The sequence below is a fragment of the Shewanella sp. M16 genome (genome assembly GCF_018224605.1).
GTDB classification, from domain to species: domain Bacteria; phylum Pseudomonadota; class Gammaproteobacteria; order Enterobacterales; family Shewanellaceae; genus Shewanella; species Shewanella oncorhynchi.
This window is the reverse complement of record NZ_JAGTUL010000005.1, coordinates 203,275-215,038: the sequence shown is the minus strand read 5'-3', so window position 1 is coordinate 215,038 and position 11,764 is coordinate 203,275. Positions and strand designations below refer to the sequence as shown.

The 11,764-nt window shown below is 43.7% G+C and carries 9 protein-coding genes and 1 tRNA gene; 3 read left to right on the top strand and 7 right to left on the bottom strand.

Features of this window, described 5'->3' with window-relative positions; translation table 11 throughout:
- On the top strand, positions 1-357 hold a 357-nt coding region (locus KFE26_RS05445), incomplete at its 5' end, for a hypothetical protein (protein WP_212599855.1).
- Positions 358-423: 66 nt separating this feature from the next.
- Entirely contained in the window at positions 424-1,449 is a 1,026-nt protein-coding gene (locus KFE26_RS05440) for a hypothetical protein (RefSeq protein WP_212599854.1), read from the top strand.
- A 59-nt stretch (positions 1,450-1,508) separates the two neighbouring features.
- Here the strand turns inward: KFE26_RS05440 and KFE26_RS05435 are convergent, their stop codons facing one another.
- The 5 genes from KFE26_RS05435 to KFE26_RS05415 all read right to left on the bottom strand — a co-directional run bounded on the left by KFE26_RS05435 (position 1,509) and on the right by KFE26_RS05415 (position 6,828).
- Positions 1,509-1,808: a hypothetical protein gene (locus KFE26_RS05435; protein WP_168824098.1), complete on the bottom strand. Its 300-nt coding sequence runs from the start codon at positions 1,806-1,808 to the stop codon at positions 1,509-1,511.
- 221 nt (positions 1,809-2,029) lie between these two features.
- Positions 2,030-3,529, bottom strand: coding sequence for a site-specific integrase (locus tag KFE26_RS05430; RefSeq protein ID WP_212599853.1), 1,500 nt, complete (start codon positions 3,527-3,529; stop codon positions 2,030-2,032).
- A gap of 92 nt (positions 3,530-3,621) precedes the next feature.
- A tRNA-Ser gene (locus tag KFE26_RS05425) sits at positions 3,622-3,709 on the bottom strand.
- A gap of 213 nt (positions 3,710-3,922) precedes the next feature.
- Complete coding sequence (locus KFE26_RS05420) at positions 3,923-5,917, bottom strand: methyl-accepting chemotaxis protein (RefSeq protein ID WP_212599852.1); 1,995 nt, start codon at positions 5,915-5,917, stop codon at positions 3,923-3,925.
- A 278-nt stretch (positions 5,918-6,195) separates the two neighbouring features.
- Positions 6,196-6,828 (bottom strand): YchE family NAAT transporter, encoded by a 633-nt coding sequence (locus KFE26_RS05415; RefSeq protein WP_006081420.1) that lies wholly within the window; start codon positions 6,826-6,828, stop codon positions 6,196-6,198.
- A gap of 318 nt (positions 6,829-7,146) precedes the next feature.
- On the opposite strand from KFE26_RS05415, the gene adhE reads away from it, so the two are divergent.
- Positions 7,147-9,750 carry a bifunctional acetaldehyde-CoA/alcohol dehydrogenase gene (gene adhE / locus KFE26_RS05410; RefSeq protein ID WP_212599851.1) on the top strand — a complete coding sequence of 868 codons (2,604 nt, stop codon included), beginning with the start codon at positions 7,147-7,149 and terminating at the stop codon, positions 9,748-9,750.
- Between the two features lie 221 nt (positions 9,751-9,971).
- Here adhE and KFE26_RS05405 read toward each other — a convergent pair whose 3' ends face one another.
- Together KFE26_RS05405 and KFE26_RS05400 are read right to left on the bottom strand one after the other, a co-directional pair.
- Positions 9,972-10,907 (bottom strand): M14 family metallocarboxypeptidase, encoded by a 936-nt coding sequence (locus tag KFE26_RS05405; RefSeq protein WP_028760134.1) that lies wholly within the window; start codon positions 10,905-10,907, stop codon positions 9,972-9,974.
- Between the two features lie 161 nt (positions 10,908-11,068).
- Positions 11,069-11,527, bottom strand: coding sequence for a GNAT family N-acetyltransferase (locus tag KFE26_RS05400; RefSeq protein WP_105252309.1), 459 nt, complete (start codon positions 11,525-11,527; stop codon positions 11,069-11,071).
- Between the last annotated feature and the right edge of the window lie 237 nt (positions 11,528-11,764).

Sequence of the window (11,764 nt, the reverse complement as noted above, 5' to 3'; positions counted from 1 at the left end):
CTCAAATACCAAAATGCCCTGAAAGACTCCCTAGCCAGTGATTTCATAAGAGAGAAGGCCTCTGCTCTCCTTATGGATGATCTGGCTTTGTCGTCGAAACTACGCAGCAAATTACATGTGCTTTTGGATGAATTACCTGATTCCCCAAAAGACACCAAAGAGGCCGTGCTAATCGCTCGTTCCCTGTCTGCAATAGCCACCAGCTTAAAGCTTTCAAATGACACCCTACGGGCAAGCTTTAAGTTAGGAGAAGAACCTGAGCTAAATGATGAATTACCAGAACTGATCGTTAGAGAGATGCTGCAAGAAGAAATAGATGAGATTAAGGCAGAGCAGAAAAGTATTGTGAGCGCTTAAATAAAAAAACCTCCGGCAAGAGGTTCTTTTTCAATAACAACAATTTACGACAAGAAGTATAGCACTGTGAATAATGAATTAAAAGATAACTCTGCCCTAGCAGAGATAGATGAGTTGAGAGAGTTAAACCCTCGTGAAATCTTTGAGATAGTCAAAAATCTCCGACCAGTGAATTACGAACTAGCAATTAAAATTGCTGACAAACGAAAGGCTCTAAAATATCTCATTAGCGCAGAATATGACCTTCAGCAAGCTGCAAAGAATAAGCATGAGAGAGATAAAGGTATAATTAACAGGGGGTGGGAAGCGTTAGATGCCCCTTTTTGCGATAACCAATTATTTCATGCAAAACGCTTAGCGAGTGACGCAAGATTAACAAGTAAAAAAGCATTTCTAGCAGGAAAATTTTATCCTGAAGTCATGGAAATTTTCTCGCCTGAGATCACCTCAAAAAACAAAGATGTCTTCCTTCAACGTATTGAGCATCTTGATTTTTTTACTTCAGCTAGTGAAAAAGGTATTGGGAGGCTCCTAGTTTATAGATCTAATGAGTATTTAACAGGTGACTTTCCTATGTGGGATAAGCTACCAACACTGTACAAAATGTGCATAATGACTTTAGCAATGAGAGCACAGTGCGAGCAGTTTCATTCCGTTACTTTGCTCATCGGTAAGGAGTTAAACCAAGCAATCACTCCCGACACTCTCAAGAAGTCTGTAGACGATCTTACCAAGCGAATTCAAAAGAACATCAACCACCATTCCTATACAAATTTCAGAATATGGTTTTCAATCGAATACTCTGAGAAAGAGGATATAGGATATCATCTGCATGGATTTGTTGGTTGGGATCAAGGCTCTGAAGAGAAATTGAGAAGTATTTTGCGTAAAGCGGTTGTTGAGTGGGTTTCCAATAAAAATCGTCAGATTAAATTGAATGATAAGTGTGTCATGTGGAAGGAGGCTATCAAACAGACTTTCTATGCACTAAAAGCTCCCGTACACATTTACGCTAGCCGCGCAACAACACAACAAGCTAAAGAGCATTATGAGACACTTCGAAACGCTATAATTGCAGACTCAGCGTCTTAATAACTCAAAGGCGTCTCCCTGACCTCGGATAGACGCCGGTATATCTTGTTTCAAAGTGGTTAGCTTAATGAATATTCTTGAACGTATTCAGGAAAGAGTTCACAGGCTACCATCAACGCATAGCACCATTGGTATTCATCAAGCGTTAAAACCTCACCAAATGCTTCCTGAGAGCCTTCATAAAGTTCTAATGCACATACTCCAGCATGAAAATACAATTTAGGGATTTTAACTTCTCCCACAGAGAAGATTCTGTCGACATGATTACCGTAAACATTCCACTGAACTTGGTTTGATTCATCCATATAACGAACTTTAACTAATACGGGGTTTGCGGTAAATGTGACTTTAACTTTCATGGTTTTCCTGCACTTGTTTGTCTCGGTTTCGACTAAGATATACCGTGAACCTATTGATATACAAATGCTTATCAAACTCATTACTTAACTACGGAATTTTAAATAGTTACGGAACAGAAAAGACCAAAGTCCTAGAAAAAATCGACTTAGTAGAATCCACCTGCTTCAATGTTTTTGAGGTGTTTTTTGAAAATTCACCCCAAAAACACACCAAATAAAACCTATCGCAATAACGGATCTGGAGCGACCTGAATCAACTCATGATCAAAATTAAGCCCTTGATGCAGAACTTCTAATTTACGAGCAATATCAAACTCACTGTGAGTGTATTGATTCTCCCCAAAGGTTTCCTTTTCATGGCCGATCAACTCAGTAACGATATCTTTAGTTGATTCTTTGAGCTTAAATTCGTCCCTTACTGTATGCCTAAAACCATACGCTGTAGGCCGATTTCCAGCTTCTAGATCGAGCTTGGTTAAGGTTCGACTAAATCTCTGTGTGAACCCTTTAGACCAGTCTTTATCTTCACCAATTGCGGATGAACTAAATAACTGCCTGTCTCCGGCCTTCACTTTGATTTCAACAAACTTCAAGAAGCCTAATTGAATGAGTTTGTGATGGATAGGAACAATACGCTTAGCATTTTTATTTTTAATACGCTTTTCACTGTCTTCATACACAGAATCATCTGTAATCGACAAACACGGGGTGTTGTATAATATCTTGTAATCCCCTGTTTCTAACTGACAGATCTCAGACGGACGAGCACCAGTATGTAACATGACCAGAGGAAGCCAGTAATCATCAATATTTCTAAATTTGTGCTCTGTGAAAATGTCACAACTGAATAAATTAGATAGTTGCTCGCTTGTCCATCGTTGACGTTTACCCACCGTAGAATTCGGAACCTTTAAGCCATTAAAGTGATTCTTCTCAACGTATTCTAATTTGCTTGCATAGCTAAACATCTGACTACAGGCGCTTAAATACTCACTAACGGTCTTTCCGCTTCTTCCCTTAGTGATATGCTCCTGAAAGTTACGTGCGTCTCCGTATGTAAGATCTGCAACTCTTGTCGATCCACCAGCAAAATCAACCAAGGCACCCGTTCTTAACTTAAGCTGCTTCAACGATTTATTAGAAATCTGATCTCGTAATTTATCCGCTAAAAACTCGGTTTGTAACGCCTCTAATGTTCTAATTATTTTTGATGACCGAGCATTGTTTGTCACGATTTTTTCACTAATAAAATCGGTGAATTTTTGATGTGCTAATTCGTTACTCTCAACTTTTACCTTTGCGACAGAGTGTATTGTTCTTGCTTTGTCTTTTATCGCTTGATTCTGATTAATCAATTCCTGATTGCGGCCTTCAGCAACCTGCAATTGATTTTTCAACTGGATAGATGCCTTCAACTGCTCTATGTACTGCTTGTTTTTCTTATCGATTTCAACCTGCATTCGTTCTTGTACGCGAATTTCGGTTCTTTTCTGAATGACCTTGTTTTTCAAACCTTCAGACATTTCTGCCACTTTGATTTCCTCGATCAACAACTTTGTTTTAAGTGCTATTTCAAGGTTAGAAACCATAGCTTCGCTTCTATCCTTTGTTCTGAGAGAGAACCTTACTTCAGAGGGAAAACCAACGGCTTTTAAGCTGGCAGGAAAAGGGATGCGACAGTAGTAATTGCCATTACGATTTTTATGAAGATAAGTTGCCATGTTGGTACACCTCATTGGTACACCAGCGTTTCTCAGCAAACGCAAAAAGCCGCAATTACTTGATATATAAGTAATTGCGGCTTCTTAGAATTTGGCGGTGAGAGAGGGAGTCGAACCCTCGATACGTTACCGTATACACACTTTCCAGGCGTGCTCCTTCGGCCACTCGGACACCTCACCATATCTCGATTTATGTTAGCGTGGTTAATCTTTCACGTTTAAGAATCACTAACGATTTCATATAGCCTTGCCGAGAGGCTTTCATCGTTAACGGAGCGGTACTGTACGCAAAAGCCTAAAGGGGGTCAAGTAAAAAAGACTCAGTTTCAGGCGGTTGCACAATTGCTAAACAAACCGCCGTGATTTATTGAATCTTTTCACCGTTTTATACCGTTAATTGACGGTAAATTTGTGTACTTCTTTTGACATTGAATTCGCGTCAAACGTCAGGGCTTTGGTCAGCTCCCTAAGCTCATCGGAGATCCTTTGAGTATTAAGGTAAATCTCACTGATCTTCAGTGCATTACGATTTACGTCTTCGGATACCGCCGATTGCTCATGAGTTGCTGTAGCAATTTGCTCGTTCATGCGGTCAATAATGTCTACTTGCTCCACAATACGTTTCAATTCGATACCTGCCTGTTCAGCTTCATGGACACTGCTATTAGCCTGAGCTAATCCTCTGTCCATGGCTTTTACTGCAATGCTCGCTCCCGCCTTCAATCTATCTGTCATATTTTTAATGTCAGAGGTCGAGGTTTGTGAGCGCTGCGCTAAACTTCGGACTTCGTCTGCAACTACAGCAAAACCGCGACCCATTTCCCCTGCGCGAGCAGCTTCAATGGCGGCATTAAGCGCGAGTAAATTAGTTTGCTCAGCAATACTGCTGATCACTTCAAGCACAACCACTATGCCGTGAATTTCACGGTCTAAATCGTTAATGGCTTTAGAAGCTCCACTAATATCGTCGGCTAACGCTTTGATCGCTTTGCTGGTTCGGCCAACTTCGAGGTTGCCTTCTTTAGCCTCTATATTGGCGGCGGAAGACGCTTCGGATGCCTGCACTGCATTGCTGGCAATCTCGGCCACTGTTGCACTCATTTCTGTCATAGCGGAGGCCACTTGTTCTGCCTCACTGTGGCCCGCCATCACATCTTGCTCCATGGCATGGGTACAGAGATCCATTTGCGCCACAGCTTGTTGCAATTTAGCGCCACTGGAACGTACATGTAGGATCACCTTTTCAAAATCACTCATCATATCGTTAAAGGCCATGGCGAGTTCACCGAATTCATCGGAGCTAGAGTGAGTCAGACGCACACTTAAGTCGTAATGTTTACGGGCTTGCGTGATGGTCGAATATAAGTGATGCACACTGTCATGCAAATAACGGATAACAGATAGACTCAATATCAAGACTATCGCCAATACTGAGATTAAGGTCGCGAGCACTAAGAACATTTTCTCATTCGCTAATGTTAATCTTTCATGGGTGGTATTAAGTAAATCTGCCGAGACTTGCTGTTCAAACTCACGTAATAGCTCAATCCGCGCGGTCGATTTACTGAACCACTCTTCAGGACTTTGTTGCAGGATTTTTTGATTATCTTGCTCGAATGCGATTTGACGTAACAGCTCAACGTCATGCATTGCAGCTGAACTCTGTAAACGGTTAAACGAGGATAATAAATCAGAATTTGCTAGCGCTAAAAAACGCTCTTGATAGGTATTTTGCTCCGAAACCAAAGTGATAAATTTGGCATAAATCTTAGGCTTAAATCCAGCTTGGCCAAAGGTTGAGCTGAGTACCGCCCTTTCAATCCCCGCCCTTTCCTTTAATTGCAAAAAAGCACTAAAAGCCGTCGCTTTAATGGCGATTTCTTGATTAGCACCCGTTTTTGCGGTTTCATCGACTATTGTCAGTAATAACTTATTTAACTCAGTGTAATAGGCGACTTCATCGGCGACACTGATACTTAAACTATCCACCTGCGAGCGGATTGCATTTAAACGCCCGAGTTGAGCGTTTAGCTCTCTAAGTTTTGGGGCAAATATCTCCGGCAGATGATTCTCAGTGATAAAACGCTGATAGAGGCCGAGCTGCGTATCCGTTAATTGTCTTTGACCAGGTATTTTACCCGCAAACGCTTTTCCTGCTGAGCCAATAAATCCAGCACTCATGCCGCGCTCTTTTTGTAACTCATGCACTAAATTACTGTTGGTGACGGCTAGCTCGCTTAATTGCACTACTAAGGTTAAATCTTTTCTATATTCATATTTTTCAATGAGGTAAAGCGTGCCACATAAAAAACAGGCTAACAGTGGAGGCAAGACAACCATTAATAATTTTTGTTTTAGACTGAGATTACCAATCCATTGCCATTTCATAGAAATATCCTTTTAAACTTCGTTTTAGATCCAAATACCGAACACTAGGTATAGCATAATATCAACCGTAGGACGACTAAGGTTTATGGAAATTGCGCAAGCTAATATCCTGATAAACGAGGATTTCCCCCATATTCCATCAATAGCTTAGATTTTGCTAATCGCAGAGCAAACTTAAGAAACGTCAAACAAGGATCAGATAGAAATAAAAAACGCATTGAAAATTCCAATGCGTTTTTCTAGAGAAAGGAACACTTAATCTGTGACTGAAGATGACTCTAGCTGAAAAGCTGTGGGAATAATCCCTTCACACCAGCCGCAATGACTTCGATACCAATAGATAACATCAAGAGTCCCATGAGACGGGTAATCACGTTAATACCCGTTTTGCCGAGGATCTTATAAATAATAGATGCCATTCTAAACAGGCCAAAACTCACTAAACCAAACACTATCACAGTAATGAACATCGCAATAATGTTCGACAATGAATTATGCTCAGCAGCAAAGACAATCACCGAACTGATAGCACCAGGTCCCGCCATCAGTGGCAAAGCCAAAGGCACAACCGCCACAGATTCCATCGCCGAGGATTCGCGGTCTTCCTCTTGGTTACGCTTCACTTCGCCTAACTTACCTTGCAACATTGACATCGCAATAATGGCAATCAGGCTGCCACCAGCAATTCTAAAGGCAGATAACGAAATGCTGAACATATTCAGAATGTGCTGCCCCGCCACAATCGTGACTAAGAGAATCACCACAACCGCAAAGTTCGCTACTTTACCCGTGTGATTCCGCTCAGCCTCCGTTTGATGGCTGGTTAAGCTCACAAACACAGGCAACAAGCCAACCGGATTAATGATGGCAACGAGGCCAAGAAAAAATTTAACGTAAAGAGTTAACTCCAAGGGACTATCCTTATGTGCGTGTCACGCCGTCTTCATCAAAATAAGCTTGAGGGCAAGTATAGTATCTCAAGCGCTATTGACTGAAAAATGAGATTTTTGAGGTTAAATCACAACTTCGAATAATATTTAGTTATCGAAGCCGATGCATTTTCAGCGCAATTTTAAACAAACAAGTTACCCTAAGTGTAGTTTTATTACATAAAAGCACGATATTGTCGTTGATATCACACTTTCAACGCGGCTTTAGGTGTAATTTTCTACCATAAAGAGGATTTAGTGAATGCCTTGATTCACTAAATCTTTTTAGGAGTATTAATCATGACAGTGACCAATGCACAAGAACTGGATCTCATGGTCGAGCGAGTGGCGAAAGCACAAGCCGAGTATGCGACATTCAGCCAAGCGCAAGTCGATAAAATTTTCCGTGCAGCCGCCCTTGCAGCTGCCGATGCGCGTATCTCGCTGGCGAAAATGGCCGCCGCAGAAACCCGCATGGGTGTGGTTGAAGACAAAGTAATTAAAAACCACTTTGCCTCCGAATACATTTATAACAAATATAAAGATGAAAAAACCTGCGGAATTTTATCTGAAGATGTCACCTTCGGTACTATTACCATTGCTGAACCCGTAGGTATCATTTGTGGCATAGTACCGACCACTAACCCCACATCGACCGCGATATTTAAGGCCTTAATCAGCCTTAAAACCCGTAACGCAATTATCTTCTCGCCCCATCCTAGGGCCAAAATATCTACCACAACTGCAGCAAAATTAGTGCTTGATGCTGCCATAGCCGCGGGCGCGCCCAAAGACATTATTGGTTGGATTGATGAACCCAGCGTTGCACTATCGAATCAATTAATGACTCACCCTAAGGTGAATTTAATCCTCGCAACGGGAGGCCCAGGCATGGTGAAAGCCGCCTACTCTTCCGGTAAACCGGCTATTGGCGTAGGTGCGGGTAACACACCTATTGTTATCGATGAAACCGCCGACATCAAACGCGCAGTCAGTTCGATTCTCATGTCGAAAACCTTCGATAACGGTGTGGTTTGTGCGTCAGAGCAAGCGGTAATTGTGGTCGACAGTATTTATGAGCAGGTTAAAGAGCGTTTCGCAACCCACGGTGGCTATATGCTATCGAAGGATGAAACCGCTGCGATGCAACACGTCATTTTGAAAAATGGCGGTTTAAATGCTGATATCGTTGGCCAAAGTGCTGCCAGTATCGCGAAAATGGCGGGCTTTGAAGTGCCACACTGGACAAAAGTGTTGATTGGTGAAGTCACCGACATTTGCGACAGCGAAGCCTTCGCCCATGAAAAATTATCGCCATTACTTGGCATGTACCGCGCCACCGACTTTAACGATGCCATGGATAAAGCCGAAGCCTTAGTCGCGCTCGGCGGCATTGGCCACACTTCAGGGCTTTATACCGACCAAGATACCCAAACAGAACGTGTGCATGCCTTTGGTTTTAGAATGAAAACAGCACGTATTTTGATCAACACCCCAGCCTCACAGGGCGGTATTGGCGATCTGTACAACTTCAAACTGGCACCTTCGCTGACGTTAGGCTGTGGTTCTTGGGGCGGCAACTCGATTTCAGAAAACGTTGGCCCGAGTCATCTAATCAATAAAAAAACCGTCGCTAAGAGGGCCGAAAACATGTTGTGGCATAAGCTTCCTGCATCTATCTATTTCCGCCGCGGTAGTTTGCCCATCGCGCTCGAAGAACTGAGCGATAAAAAACGCGCCTTAATCATCACAGACAGATTTTTGTTCAACCACGGTTATTGCGATGAAACCATGCGGATTTTAAAAGCCCAAGGCCTTGAAACCGAAATTTTTTACGATGTTGAAGCCGACCCCACATTAGCCATAGTCCGTCAAGGCGCTAAGGTCGCTCAAAGCTTTAAACCCGATGTGATAATTGCGCTCGGCGGCGGCTCACCAATGGATGCGGCTAAGATTATTTGGGTAATGTACGAGCATCCAGATGTGGATTTTGCCGATCTCGCATTGCGCTTTATGGACATTCGTAAACGTATCTACAAATTCCCCCAAATGGGCACCAAAGCCATGATGGTGGCAATTCCGACGACTTCAGGCACAGGCTCAGAAGTCACACCTTTTGCGGTAGTGACAGACGAAATAACAGGTAAAAAATACCCGATTGCCGACTATCAACTCACGCCCAATATGGCGATTGTTGATCCAAATCTTGTGATGGACATGCCTAAATCCCTCACCGCCTTTGGTGGCATAGATGCGGTGACCCATGCATTAGAAGCCTATGTCAGCGTGATGGCGAATGAGTACAGCGATGGCCAAGCGCTACAAGCCCTCGACTTACTGTGCAAATATTTACCCGATGCCTACAACTTGGGTTCACAATCACCTGTCGCCCGTGAAAAGGTCCACAATGGCGCCACTATTGCGGGTATCGCCTTTGCTAACGCTTTCCTTGGGATTTGCCACTCAATGGCACACAAACTGGGCGCCGAGTTCCATCTCGCCCATGGCCTAGCCAATGCGCTGCTGATCAACAACGTAATACGCTTTAACGCAACGGATCTGCCCACTAAGCAAGCGGCCTTTAGCCAATACGACAGGCCAAAAGCCCTGTGCCGTTATGCTGCCATCGCAGATCACTTGAAACTAGGCGGAAAGACGGATGAAGAAAAAGTCGAAAAATTGCTTGAGAAAATCACACACCTCAAGAAGACGATTGGCATTCCTGCTTCTATCCAAGAAGCCGGTGTCAACGAAGCCGACTTCCTCGCCAAGTTAGATGAATTAGCCGAAGATGCGTTCGATGATCAATGTACCGGTGCCAACCCACGTTACCCATTGATTAACGAGCTGAAACAACTGTTCCTCGATAGCTATTATGGCCGTGACTATAGCGACAACAACTAGGTTATCGCCTGCCAATGCTAGGCTCGTGCTTAATAAAAGCCGCGCGACATAAATGAAGAAGCCCTCGAATGAGGGCTTTTTATTGCGTGATGTTCCGTGAATGACCTAATTAAGGAGTCGATGCGTTAATCGATCGCACGCAAAATGACTTCACTAGCAGCTAACTCAACTGGGCATCACTCACTTACGATCACTAAGCTGAACATCACAACAAACTGTGACTAACGCTGTGCCAGTACATAATCAATGGCGCTGGTGATGGCTGCAACCTGCGCCAGATTACATTCGGCAGGCGTGGCCGTTGGGCTATCTGGGTACACTTCTGTCGTTGTGTTATAGATACAGCCGGTGACACTGCTGCAAAGCCCTAATGACTTAAGCGGATAGTTAATCACCCCGTGCTGCACCACAGTCGAGCCAATGATCTCGCCTTTCTCATCGGCAGGAGCAATGTGCGTCACTTTACTCACACCATCAATAATAGCTTTCTGAAAGGCATCCATTGAGTTTTCGGTATCACCCACAGCATAAAAACCATCTGGGATAGTACCTTTGACGTACTCTTTTCCATCACGGGCGCAAAGCGCTGGACGAAATTCTAATTCATCTGAATCAGTGGTTTCATGTAAGTCCACATGCACATCAAAATCTTGCTCTACGGATGCGACTAAGGCCATCAAGGCCGCCGATTCTTCCGCTGGGCTATTGGCATAAAATGAGCGATTAGGATCGATAGCCTTAGGGTTCCAACGGTTGATGGTTTCGTAACCCCAAGGACTCACGCACACGGCGATCACAAGATTGACGCGATCAACATAATGCGCCACCTTATCCGCTAAAAATGCCAAGGCACCATGAACACCGCTGGTCTCGTAACCGTGCACGCCACCCGTGACTAATACTGTCAGTTTTTGAGGATCGAAGGACGCTGACTTAACCGCAAGCAAGGGATAACGCTCCGCATTTATCGACAAGGCGCCATATTGCACAACGGTAAGCCCAAGTGCCAAGAGTGCTGCTTCCATCGCCTTGAGTGGCGTCACGACATCGTCCTGATACGAACGCTTGATTTGGGTACTCGCCAGCCATGCGGCTTTTTCAGCCTCGCCCCATTTTTCGCCTACGGTGCCGATGGGATAAAATGTTAAATTTGCCATAATTCCTCTATTTTTAGTTCTATTCGGTAAAGTTCTTTTTATTCAAGTTCTTTGCACTCTAGTGCTTTAATTCAAGCTCTTTTCGCTCAAGCTTTTTCGTTGAATTACTATTCAGTCGAATGATAGTGCTCGTGTTCGGATGATAAATGAGTACAGTCAACCTAAAGCACTAGCTGCATGGGAATATCGCGGATCCCGCCGCGTTCTCGCTCGGGTCCAAGGGGCACAAAGCCAAAGCCTAAGTACACAGCCTGCGCATTCAGCGCCGAGTTCACGGTAAATATGCCCGAATTGCCTTGGGCTAAACATTGAGCTTTGGCATGTTCCCACAACATTCGCGCCACGCCTTGCCCCTGCGCATGGGAGGCGACAAAGAGATGGTATAAGTGACTATTCGCCTTCATCCCCACTACGCCTGCGAGTTGGCCTGAGTCCGTTATGGCGACATGGTACTGATAACCCATAGCAAAGTAGCTACCAATCGCCTCTATCGACATGGCATTGACTAAGATTGCAGCGCCCTCAGCAGTGCAAGTTGGGGCGATAAATTCTTGGGTTAATTGAGTGAGTAATACGCTTATTTCAGGGATGTCAGTTAAGGTTGCGGCTCGAATTTTCATCTTAACTCCTTGATTAAAAACATTTCATGACACAATAAAAAGCCAGAACAAAGTCTGGCTTTTTAAGATACTGAATCAAAAGGCACTTAATCAAAATACACTTGGTCAGAAAACGCTTAGTTTAAATACAGACTAAAAATACTTTGATTGTCAGTTGAGCATTAAATGACTTGCCGATGATAATCCTATCAGGGCGAGCCTTGCTTCTATGGGCTTTCGTCGGTGCAAAGCCCATAA

Coding starts and splice junctions, on each gene's coding strand:
- KFE26_RS05435 (WP_168824098.1), bottom strand. CDS start 1,808: ATGAAAGTTAAAGTCACATTTACCGCAAACCCCGTATTAGTTAAAGTT.
- KFE26_RS05430 (WP_212599853.1), bottom strand. CDS start 3,529: ATGGCAACTTATCTTCATAAAAATCGTAATGGCAATTACTACTGTCGC.
- KFE26_RS05420 (WP_212599852.1), bottom strand. CDS start 5,917: ATGAAATGGCAATGGATTGGTAATCTCAGTCTAAAACAAAAATTATTA.
- adhE (WP_212599851.1), top strand. CDS start 7,147: ATGACAGTGACCAATGCACAAGAACTGGATCTCATGGTCGAGCGAGTG.
- KFE26_RS05405 (WP_028760134.1), bottom strand. CDS start 10,907: ATGGCAAATTTAACATTTTATCCCATCGGCACCGTAGGCGAAAAATGG.
- KFE26_RS05400 (WP_105252309.1), bottom strand. CDS start 11,527: ATGAAAATTCGAGCCGCAACCTTAACTGACATCCCTGAAATAAGCGTA.